The organism is Mycolicibacter heraklionensis (assembly GCF_019645815.1).
GTDB lineage: Bacteria > Actinomycetota > Actinomycetes > Mycobacteriales > Mycobacteriaceae > Mycobacterium > Mycobacterium heraklionense.
Map to the genome: position 1 here is coordinate 878,188 of NZ_CP080997.1, position 16,178 is coordinate 894,365.

Genomic DNA, 16,178 nt, shown 5'->3' on the forward strand with positions numbered 1-16,178 from the left:
TCAGGTAGCGGCCGGAACCGCCTCGTCTTGTGCGGGAGCGGACTGCTCGGTCGAAGGCTTCCACACCGAGGGGTCGTTTGCCGGCAGGGTGCTGCACTGTTGGGCAATACCTTCGGCGGCGGACTCCTGCGTTCGGAAAAGGGCCGCGTAATGGGGGAACAGGACTCCGAACTGATCCACCTCGGTCTGCCGGCTGGCGGGATCCTTGGCGAGCAGGTTGTTCATCCGCGAGATGATCTGCTCCTGCATCCACGGCGGCTCTTGGTTGTACTTCGTCACAATCGCGTCGTAGGCCGCCGGGTCAACGACCTTGGTCGCGCCCATCAACTGGTCGACCGAACACTGCGTGGTCAGTATGGGCTCGGGAACCGCGTTCGGGTCCTCGGCGGCGGCCACGCCCGCGCCGGAGGCCAGAAGGCCCGCACCAACTGCTACCAGCCCGGCGGCACGCACCGGCCAACTCACCGTAGATGTCATGCGGCCGGACGTTACCAGTTTCGGATTTGTGGAAAGCCGCTTTCGGTCCAACGCTTGACCGGCGAAGGCGCGCTGCCCAAGACGGACCGAGAGAGCTAGGGGCGCAACGTCTCCGGGCACAGTTCCGCCTGCGCCGCCTGAATCTGGACGTCGGCGGCTTCGGGGCTGTAGTAGAAGGTGTTGGTCAGCTGGCGCACCAGGTCACCCGGCGAGATGCCGGAGCGGTAAGTCCCGGTGTGGCCGTACATCCGCAACTCAGCGCAGATGTAGTGCCCCGAGGTCACTTTGACGTGATCGGCGACCGGGATCGCCACCGGGGCGGCGTTGACCCGCGCCAGATAGCTGGCGTCATCGGCGTGGGCGGCCGGGGCGGCGGTCAGTGCCGCGGTGGCCAGCAGGGGTGCGGCAATCCGGACGGTCACATGCATGACCTCCATGGTGCCACCGCCACCTGGTCGATGGGGCGACTCTCGGGCGGCCAAATCCCCACACATCACCGCGCGCCTGGTTAGGGTGCCAGCCATGGCAGTCAAGGATTCCCGCGAGGTGGTTATCGAAGCGAGCGCGGAGGAGATCTTCGACGTCCTCGCCGACGTCGAGTCTGTTCCGTCCTGGTCGCCGCAGTACCAGAGCGCTGAGGTGCTCGACACGTACGACAACGGCCGGCCGCGCCGGGTGCGGATGAAGATCAAGGCCGCGGGCCTGACCGACGAGCAGGTGGTCGAGTACAGCTGGACCGACGACAGTGTCGGCTGGACCCTGGTGTCGGCCGGCCAACTCAAGGCCCAGGACGCCAAGTACACGCTGACCCCCCAGGGCGACAAAACCAAGGTCCGATTCGACATGGACGTGGACCCGTCGATCCCGATCCCGGGGTTCCTACTCAAGAGCACCCTCAAGGGCGGCATGAAGACCGCCACCGACGGCCTGCGCACCCAGGTGCTCAAGATCAAGAAGGGGCGCTGATTTCGGTGCGATGAAATCCCGCCGCCGGCAGGGCTCGGCGCTAGGCTCGAACCAGTGGCTGTTCGAGCATCGCGGGAAATTGTGATTGACGCGCCGCCGGAGACAATCCTCGACGCGCTCGCCGATGTGTCCGACTTGGCATCGTGGTCGCCGGTGCACAAGCGGATCGAAGTCCTCGACGAATATGAGGACGGCCGCCCCCACCACGTACTGGCCACCATCAAGATTCTGGGCTTGGTGGACAAGGAGATCCTGGAATACCACTGGGGTCCGGACTGGATGGTCTGGGATGCCAAAGCGACGGCCCAGCAGCGCGCCCAGCACGTCGAATACACCCTGACCCGCGAAGGTCCCGACAGCACCCGGGTGCGCTTCGACATCACCGTCGAACCATCCGGGCCGATCCCGGAGTTCATCGTCCGGCGCGCCAGCAAGCTGGTGCTGAGCATCGCCACCGAACGGCTGCGTCAGCGAATCATGGGCGAAGACACCGCTACCGAGCGGTAGCGGGCCCGTCGCGCAGCGTCTCCAGTCGCCGGATCGCCTCGTCGATGGTGTCCTCACGCTTGACGAAAGTGAACCGCACCAAGTGATTCCAGACATCGGGGGCGGTTGCTTCCGCGCCGGGCACGCAGAACGCCGACAGCGGGATGGCCGCGACCCCGGCCCGGTGCGGCAGCTCGGCGCAGAACGCCGTGCTGTCGTCGTAACCCAGCGGGCGGGGATCGGCGCAGAGAAAATAGGTGCCGAAACTGTCGTGCACCTCAAAACCGACGCCCCGCAGGCCGTCGGTCAACCGGTCCCGGCGGGCTTGCATGGTCGCGCACAGCGCCGCCACCCAGGTGTCCTCGGTGTTCAACGCCAGCGCCACCGCCGGTTGAAACGGCGCCCCGCCGACATAGGTCAGGTACTGCTTGGCGGCCCGCACCCCGGCCAAGAGTTCCGCCGGTCCGCACGCCCAACCGATCTTCCAGCCGGTGCAGTTGAACATCTTCGCCGCACTCGAGATGGTGACGGTGCGCTGCGCCATCCCCTCGAAGCCGGCTAGCGGGCGATGAGTCCGTCCGGCGAAGACCAGGTGTTCGTAGACCTCGTCGGCGATCACCAGCAGATCGGCCTCCACCGCGATGCGGGCGATCTCGGCCAACTCGGACTCGGTGAACACCGTTCCGGTCGGGTTGTGCGGAGAGTTGACGATCAGCGCCCGGGTCGCCGGGGTGATGGCCCGCCGTAGAGCGTCGGCGTCCAAGGCGAACCCATGTCCGTCGGGCACCAGCGACACGCTGACCCGTCGCGCCCCGGCCATGGCGACCACCGGCGAGTACGAGTCGTAGAACGGCTCGAGCAGCAGCACCTCTGCGCCCGGCTCCACCAGGCCGAGCACCGCCGCCGCGATGGCTTCGGTAGCCCCTACCGTCACCAGGACTTCGGTGTCGGGGTCGTAGTCGATCCCGAACTTCCGCGCGCGCTGCCCGGCGATGGCTTCCCGCAGGGCGGGGATGCCGGGCCCAGGCGGGTATTGGTTGACGCCGTCGGTGATGGCGGCCCGGGCCGCCTCGAGCATGGCCGACGGTCCGTCCTCGTCGGGGAAGCCCTGGCCGAGGTTGACCGCGCCGATCCGTGCGGCCAGCGCCGACATCTCGGCGAAGATCGTGGTGGCATAGGGCTCCAGCCGTGAGACCATCCGCGCCGTCATGGGACCCGAGCCTAAAGCGCAGGCGACGGGGCCGAAGGAGCGGCCGGGAGCGGGCGCCCAGACGGCCCAACCATCCGGTTGATAGGCCACCCTGTTAGGGTTGAAATCCGGGGACTACGCTCCGACCCAGACGCAATCGAAGAATCCGCATCGAACACCCATTGAAGAGGAATCAGCCATGTCCGAAGAAGCCTTCATCTACGAGGCCATTCGCACCCCGCGCGGCAAGCAGCGCAACGGGGCGCTGAACGAGGTCAAGCCGATCAGCCTGGTTGTCGGCCTGATCGAGGAACTGCGCACCCGCCACCCCGACCTGGACGAGAGCCTGATCAGCGACGTCGTCCTGGGCTGCGTCTCGCCCGTGGGCGACCAGGGCGGCGACATCGCCCGCACCGCGGTGCTGGCGGCCGGCCTGCCCGACACCGTCGGCGGCGTGCAGCTCAACCGCTTCTGCGCCTCCGGGCTCGAGGCCGTCAACGTCGCCTCGCAGAAGGTGCGTTCCGGCTGGGACGACCTGGTGCTGGCCGGTGGTGTGGAGTCGATGAGCCGGGTGCCGATGGGCTCCGACGGCGGCGCGATGTTCTCCGACGTGCCCTTCACCTACGACAACTACATCGCCCCGCAGGGCATCGGTGCCGACCTGATCGCCACCATCGAGGGCTTCTCCCGCGAGGACGTCGACAACTACGCGCTGCAGAGCCAGCAGCGGGCGGCCGCAGCCTGGTCGGGCGGCTACTTCGCCAAGTCCGTCATCCCGGTGCGCGACCAGAACGGTCTGCTCATCCTGGACCACGACGAGCACATGCGTCCCGAAACCACCCTGGAGGGCCTGGGCAAGCTGCGCACGGCGTTCGACGGGATCGGCGCGATGGGCGGCTTCGACGACGTGGCCCTGCAGAAGTACCACTGGGTCGAGGGCATCAACCACGTCCACACCGGCGGTAACAGCTCCGGGATCGTCGACGGCGCCGCGCTGCTGCTGATCGGCAGCGAGAAGGCGGGTGCGTCGCAGGGTCTGACCCCGCGGGCCCGGGTCGTGGCCACCGCCACCACCGGCGCCGACGCGACCATCATGCTCACCGGCCCCACCCCGGCCACCGTCAAGGCACTCGACCGGGCCGGGCTGACCGTCGATGACATCGACCTGTTCGAGCTCAACGAGGCATTCGCCTCGGTGGTGCTGAAGTTCCAGAAGGACCTCAACATCCCCAACGAGAAGCTCAACGTCAACGGTGGCGCCATCGCGATGGGTCACCCGCTGGGCGCCACCGGCGCCATGATCACCGGAACCATGGTCGACGAACTCGAGCGTCGCGGTGCCAAGCGTGCGCTGATCACGCTGTGCATCGGCGGCGGCATGGGCGTGGCCACCATCATCGAGCGCGTCTGAGAGGGCTTGTAAAAAATGGCAGAGAACACCATCAAGTGGGACAAGGATGCCGACGGCATCGTCACGCTGACCCTGGATGACCCGACCGGGTCGGCCAACGTGATGAACGACCACTACCGCGAGTCCATGCACAACGCGGTGCAGCGCCTGACCGAGGAGAAGGATTCGGTCACCGGTGTCGTCATCACCAGCGCGAAGAAGACCTTCTTCGCCGGCGGTGACCTCAAGGCGATGATCCACGTCGGACCCGACGACGCCCAGGCCGTCTTCGAGCAGTGCGAGGGCATCAAGGCCGACCTGCGCGCCCTGGAGACCCTGGGCAAGCCGGTCGTGGCCGCCATCAACGGCGCCGCCCTCGGCGGTGGCCTGGAGATCGCGCTGGCCTGTCACAGGAGGATCGCCGCCGACGTCAAGGGCAGCCAGCTCGGCCTGCCCGAGGTCACCCTGGGCCTGCTGCCCGGCGGTGGCGGTGTCGCCCGCACGGTGCGCATGCTCGGCATCCAGAACGCGTTCATGAACGTGCTGGCCCAGGGCACCCGCTTCAGCCCGGCCAAGGCCAAGGCCGCGGGCCTGGTCGACGAGGTGCTGCCGACTGTCGAGGAACTGGTGCCCGCCGCCAAGGCGTGGATCAAGGCCAACCCCGACGCCGGTGTCCAGCCCTGGGATGCCAAGGGGTACAAGATGCCCGGAGGCACCCCCTCCAGCCCGGCGCTGGCGGCCATCCTGCCGTCGTTCCCGGCCCTGCTGCGCAAGCAGGTCAAGGGGGCTAACATGCCCGCGCCGCGGGCCATCCTGGCCGCCGCGATCGAGGGTGCGCAGGTGGACTTCGACACCGCCACCCGCATCGAGAGCCGCTACTTCGTCTCGCTGGTCACCGGCAACGTCGCCAAGAACATGATCCAGGCGTTCTTCTTCGACCTGCAGCACATCAACGGCGGCGGCAGCCGGCCCGAGGGCATCGCGAAGACCCCGATCCGCAAGATCGGTGTGCTCGGTGCCGGGATGATGGGCGCCGGTATCGCCTACGTGTCGGCCAAGGCCGGCTACGACGTGGTGCTCAAGGACGTCTCCCTCGAGGCGGCCCAGCGCGGCAAGGGCTACTCGGAGAAGCTGGAAGCCAAGGCGCTGGAGCGCGGTCGCACCACCGCCGAGAAGTCGCAGGCGCTGCTGGACAAGATCACCCCGACCGCCGACCCCAAGGACCTGGCCGGCGTCGACTTCGTGATCGAGGCCGTGTTCGAGAGCCAGGACCTCAAGCACAAGGTCTTCCAGGAGATCGAGGACATCGTCGAGCCCAACGCGCTGCTGGGGTCGAACACCTCCACGCTGCCGATCACCGGTCTGGCGACCGGTGTGAAGCGCCAGGAGGACTTCATCGGGATCCACTTCTTCTCGCCGGTCGACAAGATGCCGCTGGTGGAGATCATCAAGGGCGAGAAGACCTCCGACGAGGCGCTGGCCCGGGTGTTCGACTACGTGCTGGCCATCAAGAAGACCCCGATCGTGGTCAACGACAGCCGCGGCTTCTACACCTCCCGGGTCATCGGCACCTTCGTCAACGAGGCGCTGATGATGCTGGGCGAGGGTGTGGAACCGGCCAGCATCGAGCAGGCCGGTCTGCAGGCCGGCTACCCGGCGGCTCCGCTGCAGCTCTGCGACGAGCTCAACCTGGAGCTGATGCAGAAGATCGCCACCGCCACCCGCGAGGGTGTCGAGGCGGCCGGCGGCACGCTGCCGAAGCAGCGGAACGAAGAGGTCGTCGACAAGATGATCGAGCTCGGTCGCCCGTCGCGTCTGAAGGGCGCGGGCTTCTACGAGTACGTCGACGGCAAGCGCACCGGCCTGTGGCCGGGCCTGCGTGAGACGTTCAAGTCCGGCAGCTCCACCCCGCCGCTGCAGGACATGATCGACCGGATGCTGTTCGCCGAGGTGCTGGAAACCCAGAAGTGCTTCGACGAGGGCGTGCTGACCTCGACCGCCGACGCCAACATCGGCGCGATCATGGGCATCGGGTTCCCGCCGTGGACCGGCGGCACCGCGCAGTTCATCACCGGCTACCCGGGCGGCAAGGCCGCCTTCGTGGCGCGGTCCAAGGAACTGGCCGCCAAGTACGGCGACCGGTTCAACCCGCCGCAGTCGCTGCTGTAGTTAGGTGTAGACGTGGAATCCCCCGAAGCCTCGTGGTTTCGGGGGATTCTGCGTTTCCTCGACCGCCAGGTGAGCGTCGGGGCACTGATCGAGGCGGCGCTGTGGTTCGGCCTTGCCTACGTGATCGCCGGAGTGGTGTGGCTGTTCCTGCACCCCGACGGTGTCGAACGCCTCCAAGCTCAGGCCGAGCGGCAGTACGGCATACCCCCGGCGAGTGTCTACGAGGTGGCGACGGTGACCTCGGTGGCGCTGTGGCCGGTGATGCTGCTGCTGCCCGCCGACGTTTGCGTGCGCTGAGGCGCGCGGTCAGGCCTAGACCGCCCCCAGGTCCGCTGAAAGCCAGTGCTGGGGACGCAGGTAGATGACTACCTGTTCGCCCAGTTCGGCCAGCGCGAACTGGAGGAACTTCTCGGCCCGTTCGGGGGGTAGGTAACGGTGGGCCAGCTCGGCGTGGAGGTCTTCGGTGCCGGGCTCGATGCGGCTGACGGTGCCGTCCACGGCGACGTAACGCAGCGTCGGCTCCGTGCGCTCCACCATCAGTGAGAAGCTCCCGGCCGCCTCGATGAGCTTCGCTTTGCGCGACCCGGCCCCGGTCAGCACCCAGGGCTCGCCGCCGGGTGCGTACTGGTACCAGATCGGCACCGTCAGGGGACCGCGGCCGGGGCCGGCGTTCACCGACAGCGCCGCGATGTGCGGTTCGGCCAGAAACTGCTCACGTTCGTCCTTGGACAGGGCCATGTTTCAAGGCTAACCGCGATGCGACTGCCGTGCTGGCGGGTCGCCCGATTGAGAGACGGTCTACGCGTCGCGCCTGCTCGGTGCTCTCACGGCAGTCCGGCGTAATCGGGTACGGGTATCGAGTCATGCAAGCGCACGCCGCGGGTGTTCAGCTTCGCCGCTGCGCGAGTGATCGACGCGGGCAACAATGACACCAGCTGCGCGCCCCGGGTCAGCGCCCAGACTGCGGTCCGAGAGCCGGGCACAATGGTTTTCGCGGCGCCACGGGCGAACGCGCGGCTGCGACGCACCGGCTCGCGCATCTGTTGCTCGTAGGCAGCGAACGCGCGGGTCGGCTCGCCGTGTGCCCGTGCCAACTCCCCGGCCAACACATAGGCACCCACCACCGCCAGGCTGGTGCTGCCACCCACCGCCGGCCCGGGACAATATCCGGCGTCGCCGACCAGACTCACTCGGCCGCGCGACCAGGTATCGAGTTGCAGCTGGGTGATGGAGTCGAAATAAAATGTCGGCGCCTCGTCGAGCTGTGCAAGCCAACGGTCCACCCGCGGATCCATCCCGGCGAACGTCCGGCGCACTATGTCCTTCTGCTGCAGCGTATCCCGATGGTTGTAGGACAGTTCGGAGCTGCGAAACAAGAACACCAGGCGCGCATCGTCCAGGTGCTGGGCGGTATAGAGCGCCGCGCCCCGCCCGATCCCGACGTGGCATACCATTTCCCGCTCCAGGGAAATCGTTTTCGGCACCGACGCCACGGCCAGGTATGCGCCGAGAAACCGGGTGAACTGCTTCTCGTCGCCGAAGATCAACCGGCGAACGTTGGAATGCAGCCCGTCAGCCCCTACCACTGCGTCGAACCGGCGTGCTGCACCGTGTTCGAACCCGACTTCGCCGTCGGGGGAGATACTCGTTATCGAGTCGCCGAACAGGTACTCGACGTCGTCTCGAGCGGCTTCGTAGTAGATCTCACTGAGGTCGTCACGCATGATCTCGACGTGCCGGTCCGAGGAAGCTTGGTAGATCTTGCCGAGATCAACGCGGATAGGCCGTTGGTGGCCTTCGCGGGAGATGATCAGCCGGGTGGTTCCGGTGGCGAGCGCCTCGATCTGGGGCAGCACACCCATCCGAGCCGCGATCTCCATAGCCGGCCTGAACAGGTCGACGGCGTGGCCACCGGTTTTGCGCAGGGCGGCTGCTCGTTCGACGACGGTGACCTCAAAGCCGTAGCGGGACAGCCAGTATGCCAGGACTGGCCCGGCGATGCTGGCGCCGGAGACGAGGACTCGCATAACGCTTCTCTCCTTACCCGCCTTCAGTTCCCCCGATGGCAGCGCTGGGGGCGGCGCCTAGATCGCCGGGCCGAGTAGGTCGTCGGCGTCGCGGATGATGTAGCCGTAGCCCTGCTCGGCCAAAAACCGCTGCCGGTGTGCGGCGTACTCGGCGTCCAGGCTGTCGCGGGCGACCACCGAGTAGAACACCGCGCCGCCGCCGTCGGCCTTGGGGCGCAACAGTCGGCCCAGCCGCTGGGCCTCCTCCTGCCGGGAACCGAAGGTGCCCGAGACCTGCACGGCCACCGATGCTTCCGGCAAGTCGATGGAGAAGTTGGCGACCTTGGACACCACCAGAGTGGAGATCTCGCCCCGGCGGAACGCGTCGAACAGCTTCTCGCGCTCGGCGGTCCGCGTCGACCCCTGGATTACCGGGGCGTTCAATTGCTCACCCAGTTCATCCAGCTGGTCGAGATAGGCGCCGATCACCAGGGTCTGCTCGCCGGGATGCTGTTCGAGGATCGAGCGCACCACCGCGATCTTGGAGTGCACCGTCGAGCACAACTTGTAGCGCTCCTCGGGTTCGGCGACGGCGTAGGACATCCGTTCGCTCTCGGTCATGGTGACCCGCACCTCGATGCACTCGGCCGGCGCGATCCAGCCTTGGGCCTCGATGTCCTTCCACGGTGCGTCGTAACGCTTGGGCCCGATCAGGGAGAACACGTCACCCTCGCGGCCGTCTTCGCGGATCAGCGTGGCGGTCAGCCCGAGGCGACGGCGCGACTGTAGATCGGCTGTCATCCGGAACACCGGCGCGGGCAGCAGATGTACCTCGTCGTAGATGATCAGCCCCCAGTCGCGGCTGTCGAACAGCTCCAGGTGCCGGTACTCACCCTTGGTGCGGCGGGTGATCACCTGATAGGTGGCGATGGTGACCGGCCGGATCTCCTTGCGCTCCCCGGAGTACTCGCCGATCTCCTCCTCGGTCAGTGAGGTGCGGGCGATCAGTTCGCGTTTCCACTGTCGGCCCGCGACGGTGTTGGTGACCAGAATCAGCGTGGTGGCCTTCGCCTTGGCCATCGCCGCGGCGCCGACCAGCGTCTTGCCGGCACCGCACGGCAACACCACCACCCCGGAGCCACCCGACCAGAACGACTCCGCGGCCATCTCCTGATAGTCGCGTAGCTGCCAGCCGTCCTGGGCCAGCTCAATCGGATGGGCCTCGCCGTCGACGTAACCCGCCAGATCCTCGGCGGGCCAACCGATTTTGAGCAGCATCTGTTTGACCCGGCCGCGCTCACTGGGATGCACCACGACGGTGTCGTCGTCGATGCGGGCACCGAGCATCGGAGCGATCTTCTTGTTGCGCAGCACCTCCTCGAGCACCGCACGATCCAGGCTGACCAGGGTCAGGCCGTGGACCGGGCTCTTCACCAGCTGCAGGCGCCCGTAGCGCGCCATGGTGTCGACGATGTCGACCAGCAGCGGCTGCGGCACCGCGTACCGGGAGTGGCTGACCAGCGCGTCGACCACCTGCTCGGCGTCGTGGCCCGCCGCTCGGGCGTTCCACAACGCCAGTGGGGTGATGCGGTAGGTGTGGATGTGCTCCGGGGCGCGCTCGAGTTCGGCGAACGGCGCGATGGCGGCGCGCGCCGAACCGGCCTGTTCGTGATCGACCTCGAGCAGCACGGTCTTGTCGGATTGGACGATCAACGGCCCATCGGTGCTCATGGGCCCATTATCCGGGCTGCCCCGACATGCGTCGCTAGTGCGCGGAATCCTCGGCGGCTGACGACACCGACGTGATGCGGTGGATCGCGAAATCTCGCATCTGTCCCGACGTCGAATCGAACGCCACCAGCCGACCGCCCAGAACCTGGGTGGGGGCCACCTCGCGTTGGGTGGCCACGCCGGCAGCATCGACGTAGCCGATCAGCACCGTCGCCCGCTCCAGCGCCGCGCGCTTGAGCACGATCATCGCAGTCACCGGATCCAGCCGGATGTTGTCGAACGGCGCCGACGTCACCGTGCGCAGCACCCGGACCAGCGCGGTCAGGCTGTCGTCACCGGGACCGGAGTGCGGCCGGTGCCCGCGACGCTCCGCGGGGGTGTGCACCCGCATCCCGCGGGGCCGGATATCGACGATCGTTCCGGTGGCATCCTCGGCGGCCGGGGCGAAACCCGCGCCGCGCAGCGCGGCGAGCACGTCGGCGAGCGGAGCCTGCGCCACCGCCACGGTCGGGGCCAGCATCCGCAGGCCCAGCGCCTCGGCAGCCGGAACGGCGACCGCCTGGGCCAGCAGTGCGGGGTCCTCGCAGCGCACGAAGGAGGCCGCCAACCCGATCCGCAACTGCCCGTGCCGACGCGCGACATCGTCGATCAGATAGCTGAGCCCTTGCGGCACCGGGGTTTTCGAGTGCTTCTCGAAGAACGCACGCACCCCCGCGCCGGTACGGCCGACGTCCAGTGCGGTCCGGATGGTCTGTTCAGAGACCCGGTAGACCATCGCCGCGCCTGCCGACTCCACGGTGGCGACGACGGCCAACTCCTCGGCGAGTTCCCGTTTCAGCGGCCCCGGCACCACCACCGTCAGATCGGCCTGCACCAGGAAGTGGTCGATCGGCTCGGGCAACGCCTTGGCCATCGCGGCCACCGCGGCGGCGCCGTCGGCGTCGGTGGCAGCGCCGTCGGCGCCGTCGGCCAGCAGAATCCGTCCCGGGGAGCTGAGCGCGCCGCGGCCCAGCACGCCCAGGGCGTGCGCCTCGTCGAGCAGTTCGCCCACCGGACCGGGCTGTAGCCGGTTGGCCCAGCGTGGCCGGCGCCAGACCAGCGCCTGCGATGCGGTCACGGCGTCGACCCCGGCACCGACGGGCAGCTCGGCGAGCATGCCCAGTAACAGCCGGCGATCCAGCGGGGCGGCGGTGGAGAACAGCGGCGTGGACAGCGCCGCCCGGGGTTTGCCGTCGGCGCCGCGGCTGCCGATCAGACCCGGCCGGGCGGCCAGATCCAGCCAGGTAGCGGCCAGCAGGTGCCAGCGCTCGGCGGTGGGCTGTTCGGCGAACCGGTCCGCGAGCACCGTCGGCGCCCAGTACGGGCCGTCGGCGTCGGGCCAGTCCCGTTGATCGACGGTCGCCGGGTCGGGAAAATCGGCCGCGATCAGCCGGGCGGTCGCCGCGACCTCGAGCAGCAGGCCCAGCCGGGTCTCGTCGACACCGGTGGTCTTGGCCAGTCGCTTGACCTCGCGCACGCCCAGGCCGCCGCTGCGCAGCTCCGGTACTGGCGTTTCGGCCAGACTGGCCAGGATCACGTCGAGTTCGCGCAGCACGTCGATCACCGCGCCGGCGGCGGCCGCGTCGACATCGGCCGCGGTGGTCTGCGACACCACCGGGTCGGGCGCGTGCAACGCGATCGGGCCCGGCTGCTCGCCCCGCAGCACCTGCCCGACAAGCCGCGGCAGGATCACCGTCTCATCGTCGATGCGGCGCAGCAGTCCCGCCGCCAGCAGCGTGGGGACCGGACGCTCCGGGGGTGCGTCGGGGGCGGCGTCGCGGGTCCGTCCGATCGGGGAGCCGGTCAGCAGCTTGTCCAGCAGGTCACGCTGCGGTGCGTCGAGATCGGCGATGGCGGCGATGATCCGTTCGGCGCCCAGTGCTGAATCCTCCCGGGTGACCTGGCCCGGATGCCACGGCAGGCCGGCACCCGCTTCGGCGACGATCCGCAGCACTCCGTTCGGTTCTGTCGAGCCCCAACACAACGCCCGCTCGATCAGGTCGGTCAACGCGTCGGTCACCGCGTCGGCGGGGACGCGCTCGCCGAGCAGGGCCAGCAGATCGGCGACCGGCACACCGGTGGAGTCGGCATGCAATTCCAGCAGGGCGTCCAGGACGGCGAGCCGCAAGAAGTCCAGCTCGTCGGTCGCGGCCCGGACCGACTGGCGGGCCTGGGCCCGCGCCGCCAGGGCGGCGATGCTGCCCGGCGGTGGTTGGGCGAGGTCGGGCCGTAGCTTCAGTAGCCGGATCAGATCCTCATCGGGCAGGTCGGCCAGCCACGACCCCAGTGGGACACCCCGGGCGCGTTCGGTCATCGACGACCAGCGTAAGGCCCAACCGGTGAACGCCGCCGATCGCGACCTGTCAGAATGGATCCGTGGCTGGAAACCAGGACAACAAGAACCGGTACGTCGACAACGGTTGGCCGCAGACCGACGGCGAACCCGCTGTCAGCGAGCTGCGCACCGATCGGACTGGCGCACTGTCGCCGTTCGGGGACCTCGTGTTCCCGCTGCCGTCCGACGAGCTGCCCTACCTGCATCCGGTCACCGTCGTCAACCGGTAGGCGATGACGCCATGACCGGGCCGCTCTCACACCTCGACGAACGGGGTGCGGCCCACATGGTCGACGTCAGCGCAAAGGCGACCACCAAGCGTGTTGCGGTCGCCGGCGGTGTGCTGCACACCACCGCCGAAGTGGTACAGCTGATCTCGGCCGGCGGCCTGCCCAAGGGTGACGCGCTGGCCACCGCCCGGGTGGCCGGCATCATGGCCGCCAAACGCACCAGCGATCTGATCCCGCTCTGCCACCAACTGGCTCTTACCGGCGTCGATGTGGACTTCACCATCGGCGAATCCCAGATCGACATCACCGCCTCCGTCCGTACCACTGACCGCACCGGGGTCGAGATGGAGGCGCTGACCGCGGTCAGCGTGGCGGCCCTGACCCTCTACGACATGATCAAGGCCGTCGACCGCGCCGCGGTCATCGACAACATCCGGGTGCTGAGCAAGGACGGTGGCCGTACCGGGGCCTGGGAGCGCTCGTGAGCGCCAGGACCGCCCGCGTCATCATCGCGTCCACCCGAGCCTCGTCCGGGGTGTACACCGACCGCGCCGGGCCGATCATCGCCGACTGGCTGGCCCAGCGCGGCTTCGCTCCGGTGCAGCCGGACGTCGTGCCCGACGGCGAGCCGGTCGGCGCCGCCCTACGCGCCGCGGTGGCTGCCGGGCCGGAGCTGATCATCACCTCCGGCGGAACCGGTATCTCGCCGACCGACGACACCCCGGCCCAGACGCTCACGGTGCTCGACTACCAGATCCCCGGCCTGGCCGATGCCATCCGCCGGTCCGGCCTGCCGAAGGTGCCGACCTCGGTGCTGTCGCGCGGGGTGTGCGGGGTCGCCGGCCGCAGCCTGGTCGTCAACCTGCCCGGGTCGTCCGGCGGGGTGCGCGACGGGCTGGGCGTGCTTGCCGACGTCCTCGATCACGCCTTGGACCAACTCGCCGGCGGAGACCACCAGTGACGGCCCCCGGGACGCTGGTACTGCGGGCCGCGATCACCGAGCAGCCCATCGTGCTGGCCGAACACGAGGAGCTGGTCGGCCACCGGGCCGCCGGCGCGATCGTCGGGTTCGTCGGCATGATCCGCGACCACGACCACGGCAGACGGGTGACCCGATTGGAGTACTCCGCGCACCCGTCGGCACCGCAGGTGATGGCCGACGTGCTGTCCGAGGTTGCCGAGCAGGCCGTCGGGGTCCGCGCGCTGGCGGCCAGCCACCGGATTGGGGTGCTGCACATCGGTGACGCCGCGTTGGTGGCGGCCGTGGCGGCCGATCACCGCCGGGAGGCCTTCGAAGCCTGCGCGCTGCTCGTCGACACCATCAAGGCGCGGCTGCCGGTGTGGAAGCACCAGTTCTTCGCCGACGACACCGAGGAGTGGGTCGGCTCGGCGTAGCGGAGCCGACATCAATAAAAAAGCGGGGCCGGCAAGAAGCCGGCCCCGCTTTTTTTGGCTGTCTACATAACCCGGCTGGGCTGCAGCGCGAACGCGTCCAGCGCGTCGTTGCCGCTGATGTTCTCCGACCGGACGGCCTGCCACAGCTGCTGGTGGAAGCCGACCGAGACCGCTTCCTGCCGGTTGCCGTCCTGAGCGGGAGCCGGAGCCGGAGCCACCTCTTCGCCGGGCGCCGGGGCCTCGGGTGCCGGAGCCTCCGGGTTCCACCAAGGCGCGGGAGCCTCGGGGGCCGGCGGCGGGACATCCTCGGCGACCGGGGCCGGAGCCTCGGGTGCCGGAGCTTCGGGAGCGGGAGCCTCGGGAGCCGGCGGCAGGTCCTCGGCGACCGGGGCCGGGGCCTCAGGTGCCGGAGCCTCGGGAGCCGGAGCTTCGGGGAACCAGCCGGCGGGAGCCGCCGGTGCGGCGCCTTCGGCGGGAGCCGGGCCCTCGGGGGCCGGGGGAGCCCACCAGGGTGCGGGCTCGGGCGCGGGCGGGGGAGCCATCGGGTTGTCCATGGCCACGGTCTCGCCGTTGACGTCCGGGTTGTCGATCGGGGCGTCGGCCGGCGGCGTCGCCGGAACCTCGCGGTGCGATGCGCTGGACAGCCCGCGGCCGCAGACCGGCCAGGCGCCGCGGCCCTGGGTTGCCAGCACGTGCTCAGCGATCGCGATCTGCTGCTCGCGGCTGGCCAGGTGTGCAGACGGGGCGTACTTGCCGCCACCGTGCGCGCTCCAGGTGCTCGGCGAGAACTGCAGCCCGCCCTGGTAGCCGTTACCGGTGTTGATGCCCCAGTTGTTGCCGGACTCGCACCGGGCTACGTGGTCCCATTCGTCATCGGTAGCCGCGGCTGCGGTTCCGGCGAGGGCCAGGCTGCCGCCACCGATCACAGCTCCGGTGAAAGCGATTTTGGCGATGTTGACGTTTGATTGGGTGGGCTTGCGATGCCGTCCACTCATACGGTGGTGAGTTCCTCTCTGTCTACGCCTGCGAGGTCAGCGTCGGGTTCGGACAGGGGGGACTGTCCGGCCTTGATGCACACGGTGCGTCGTCGGCTTCACCCCGAGAGACCGGTTATGGCCTCAGGGCCGCTCTCGGCGGACCCGGTGGGTCCCCCGCCTCCATCCATCAGGTATTTGTGGTTTTCCTCGCCCGTTGGATGGAGCTCGGCGCTACGGGTGAGGAAAGGCGGATCGAACGGAAAATTTTTCGATACACCCGGAGATGTACCGTAACCGGTCTTACCCGCCGCGTCACCCTTCCCGCTCCCGGGTGTTTTCATCGCTGGTTCTTCTCAAACCACCAGGAACCGCCAGCGTTTGCGCAGCTCAGAGGCCACTCCACCAAGCTGTTGTCGGCCCGTGATCAATTCGTTATGTGACGTAGATCATGCTATCCACCGGGTTCGATTCGGCGGTCCAGCTTCGTCTCTCCTTCGTCGAGCCAGCTAACCGCCGGCGAACGGAGGCAGGATGTCGACCGTTTCGCCGGGCCGCAAAGGCGCCTCGTGGTCGCGCACCGCGACACCGTCGCGAAGGTAGGAGCATCGGCCCAGCACCGCCGCCAGCCGCTCATTGCGGCTGGCGAGGGTCTGCGCCAAGGCGGCCACTCCCGCCCCGGGGGGCACGCTGACGGTCTCTGATTCGGTTCCCGCCGCCGCCCGTGCCGCGGCGAAATAGCGGACCGCCACTGCGACGCTGTCATCAGTGCCGCCGGTCTGATGGGTCAT

Annotated in this window: 18 protein-coding genes and 1 riboswitch; of the genes, 9 read left to right on the plus strand and 9 right to left on the minus strand. The window is 68.7% G+C overall.

Annotated features, from left to right (window positions below; genetic code table 11):
* Together K3U94_RS04205 and K3U94_RS04210 are read right to left on the minus strand one after the other, a co-directional pair.
* Entirely contained in the window at positions 1-477 is a 477-nt protein-coding gene (locus tag K3U94_RS04205) for a DUF5078 domain-containing protein (RefSeq protein WP_220695680.1), read from the minus strand.
* 95 nt (positions 478-572) lie between these two features.
* A complete protein-coding gene (locus tag K3U94_RS04210) occupies positions 573-905 on the minus strand; it encodes a DUF732 domain-containing protein (protein WP_230987398.1) in 333 nt (110 codons plus the stop codon).
* Positions 906-999: 94 nt separating this feature from the next.
* On the opposite strand from K3U94_RS04210, the gene K3U94_RS04215 reads away from it, so the two are divergent.
* Both K3U94_RS04215 and K3U94_RS04220 read left to right on the plus strand, forming a co-directional pair.
* Complete coding sequence (locus tag K3U94_RS04215) at positions 1,000-1,443, plus strand: SRPBCC family protein (protein ID WP_220695682.1); 444 nt, start codon at positions 1,000-1,002, stop codon at positions 1,441-1,443.
* 54 nt (positions 1,444-1,497) lie between these two features.
* The gene (locus K3U94_RS04220) at positions 1,498-1,950 is read left to right on the plus strand and encodes an SRPBCC family protein (protein ID WP_220695683.1); all 453 of its coding nucleotides are present in this window, start codon (positions 1,498-1,500) and stop codon (positions 1,948-1,950) included.
* On the opposite strand, the gene K3U94_RS04225 is transcribed toward K3U94_RS04220, so the two are convergent.
* Positions 1,937-3,127: a pyridoxal phosphate-dependent aminotransferase gene (locus K3U94_RS04225; protein ID WP_220696665.1), complete on the minus strand. Its 1,191-nt coding sequence runs from the start codon at positions 3,125-3,127 to the stop codon at positions 1,937-1,939. The genes K3U94_RS04220 and K3U94_RS04225 overlap by 14 nt on opposite strands.
* 190 nt (positions 3,128-3,317) lie before the next feature.
* Between K3U94_RS04225 and K3U94_RS04230 the strand changes: the two genes are divergently transcribed.
* Genes K3U94_RS04230 through K3U94_RS04240 form a run of 3 tightly spaced genes read left to right on the plus strand, consistent with a single transcriptional unit; the run spans position 3,318 to position 6,974 of the window.
* Positions 3,318-4,529: an acetyl-CoA C-acetyltransferase gene (locus K3U94_RS04230; RefSeq protein ID WP_220695684.1), complete on the plus strand. Its 1,212-nt coding sequence runs from the start codon at positions 3,318-3,320 to the stop codon at positions 4,527-4,529.
* Between the two features lie 15 nt (positions 4,530-4,544).
* The gene (locus K3U94_RS04235; protein ID WP_220695685.1) at positions 4,545-6,677 is read left to right on the plus strand and encodes a 3-hydroxyacyl-CoA dehydrogenase NAD-binding domain-containing protein; all 2,133 of its coding nucleotides are present in this window, start codon (positions 4,545-4,547) and stop codon (positions 6,675-6,677) included.
* Between the two features lie 12 nt (positions 6,678-6,689).
* A complete protein-coding gene (locus tag K3U94_RS04240; protein ID WP_052956765.1) occupies positions 6,690-6,974 on the plus strand; it encodes a hypothetical protein in 285 nt (94 codons plus the stop codon).
* Positions 6,975-6,989: 15 nt separating this feature from the next.
* Here the strand turns inward: K3U94_RS04240 and K3U94_RS04245 are convergent, their stop codons facing one another.
* From K3U94_RS04245 to K3U94_RS04260, 4 genes are all read right to left on the minus strand, one after another.
* On the minus strand, positions 6,990-7,415 hold the full coding sequence (locus K3U94_RS04245) for a pyridoxamine 5'-phosphate oxidase family protein (protein ID WP_047317550.1): 426 nt from the start codon (positions 7,413-7,415) through the stop codon (positions 6,990-6,992).
* Between the two features lie 86 nt (positions 7,416-7,501).
* Positions 7,502-8,704: an FAD-dependent monooxygenase gene (locus K3U94_RS04250; RefSeq protein ID WP_220695686.1), complete on the minus strand. Its 1,203-nt coding sequence runs from the start codon at positions 8,702-8,704 to the stop codon at positions 7,502-7,504.
* A gap of 57 nt (positions 8,705-8,761) precedes the next feature.
* On the minus strand, positions 8,762-10,414 hold the full coding sequence (locus tag K3U94_RS04255) for a DNA repair helicase XPB (RefSeq protein WP_047317548.1): 1,653 nt from the start codon (positions 10,412-10,414) through the stop codon (positions 8,762-8,764).
* 34 nt (positions 10,415-10,448) lie between these two features.
* Entirely contained in the window at positions 10,449-12,767 is a 2,319-nt protein-coding gene (locus K3U94_RS04260; RefSeq protein WP_220695687.1) for a helicase-associated domain-containing protein, read from the minus strand.
* A gap of 62 nt (positions 12,768-12,829) precedes the next feature.
* On the opposite strand from K3U94_RS04260, the gene K3U94_RS04265 reads away from it, so the two are divergent.
* Genes K3U94_RS04265 through K3U94_RS04280 form a run of 4 tightly spaced genes read left to right on the plus strand, consistent with a single transcriptional unit; the run spans position 12,830 to position 14,413 of the window.
* Positions 12,830-13,018 (plus strand): hypothetical protein, encoded by a 189-nt coding sequence (locus K3U94_RS04265; RefSeq protein WP_047317546.1) that lies wholly within the window; start codon positions 12,830-12,832, stop codon positions 13,016-13,018.
* 11 nt (positions 13,019-13,029) lie between these two features.
* Complete coding sequence (gene moaC / locus K3U94_RS04270; protein WP_047317545.1) at positions 13,030-13,503, plus strand: cyclic pyranopterin monophosphate synthase MoaC; 474 nt, start codon at positions 13,030-13,032, stop codon at positions 13,501-13,503.
* Positions 13,500-13,979: a MogA/MoaB family molybdenum cofactor biosynthesis protein gene (locus tag K3U94_RS04275; RefSeq protein WP_220695688.1), complete on the plus strand. Its 480-nt coding sequence runs from the start codon at positions 13,500-13,502 to the stop codon at positions 13,977-13,979. Before moaC ends, K3U94_RS04275 begins: the two co-directional genes overlap by 4 nt.
* The gene (locus K3U94_RS04280; protein WP_047317543.1) at positions 13,976-14,413 is read left to right on the plus strand and encodes a molybdenum cofactor biosynthesis protein MoaE; all 438 of its coding nucleotides are present in this window, start codon (positions 13,976-13,978) and stop codon (positions 14,411-14,413) included. The genes K3U94_RS04275 and K3U94_RS04280 overlap by 4 nt, the downstream gene beginning before the upstream one ends.
* A 62-nt stretch (positions 14,414-14,475) precedes the next feature.
* Here K3U94_RS04280 and K3U94_RS04285 read toward each other — a convergent pair whose 3' ends face one another.
* Together K3U94_RS04285 and K3U94_RS04290 are read right to left on the minus strand one after the other, a co-directional pair.
* On the minus strand, positions 14,476-15,408 hold the full coding sequence (locus K3U94_RS04285; protein ID WP_220695689.1) for a transglycosylase family protein: 933 nt from the start codon (positions 15,406-15,408) through the stop codon (positions 14,476-14,478).
* 9 nt (positions 15,409-15,417) lie between these two features.
* Positions 15,418-15,594, minus strand: a riboswitch (cyclic di-AMP (ydaO/yuaA leader).
* Positions 15,595-15,896: 302 nt separating this feature from the next.
* Positions 15,897-16,178, minus strand: coding sequence for a MoaD/ThiS family protein (locus K3U94_RS04290; protein ID WP_220695690.1), 282 nt, complete (start codon positions 16,176-16,178; stop codon positions 15,897-15,899).

What these genes read in the sequence shown, in the direction of transcription:
- K3U94_RS04205 (WP_220695680.1), bottom strand. Translation starts at nt 477, where the DNA reads ATGACATCTACGGTGAGTTGGCCGGTGCGTGCCGCCGGGCTGGTAGCA.
- K3U94_RS04210 (WP_230987398.1), bottom strand. Translation starts at nt 905, where the DNA reads ATGCATGTGACCGTCCGGATTGCCGCACCCCTGCTGGCCACCGCGGCA.
- K3U94_RS04215 (WP_220695682.1), top strand. Translation starts at nt 1,000, where the DNA reads ATGGCAGTCAAGGATTCCCGCGAGGTGGTTATCGAAGCGAGCGCGGAG.
- K3U94_RS04225 (WP_220696665.1), bottom strand. Translation starts at nt 3,127, where the DNA reads ATGGTCTCACGGCTGGAGCCCTATGCCACCACGATCTTCGCCGAGATG.
- K3U94_RS04230 (WP_220695684.1), top strand. Translation starts at nt 3,318, where the DNA reads ATGTCCGAAGAAGCCTTCATCTACGAGGCCATTCGCACCCCGCGCGGC.
- K3U94_RS04235 (WP_220695685.1), top strand. Translation starts at nt 4,545, where the DNA reads ATGGCAGAGAACACCATCAAGTGGGACAAGGATGCCGACGGCATCGTC.
- K3U94_RS04245 (WP_047317550.1), bottom strand. Translation starts at nt 7,415, where the DNA reads ATGGCCCTGTCCAAGGACGAACGTGAGCAGTTTCTGGCCGAACCGCAC.
- K3U94_RS04250 (WP_220695686.1), bottom strand. Translation starts at nt 8,704, where the DNA reads ATGCGAGTCCTCGTCTCCGGCGCCAGCATCGCCGGGCCAGTCCTGGCA.
- K3U94_RS04255 (WP_047317548.1), bottom strand. Translation starts at nt 10,414, where the DNA reads ATGAGCACCGATGGGCCGTTGATCGTCCAATCCGACAAGACCGTGCTG.
- K3U94_RS04260 (WP_220695687.1), bottom strand. Translation starts at nt 12,767, where the DNA reads ATGACCGAACGCGCCCGGGGTGTCCCACTGGGGTCGTGGCTGGCCGAC.
- moaC (WP_047317545.1), top strand. Translation starts at nt 13,030, where the DNA reads ATGACCGGGCCGCTCTCACACCTCGACGAACGGGGTGCGGCCCACATG.
- K3U94_RS04285 (WP_220695689.1), bottom strand. Translation starts at nt 15,408, where the DNA reads ATGAGTGGACGGCATCGCAAGCCCACCCAATCAAACGTCAACATCGCC.
- K3U94_RS04290 (WP_220695690.1), bottom strand. Translation starts at nt 16,178, where the DNA reads ATGACCCATCAGACCGGCGGCACTGATGACAGCGTCGCAGTGGCGGTC.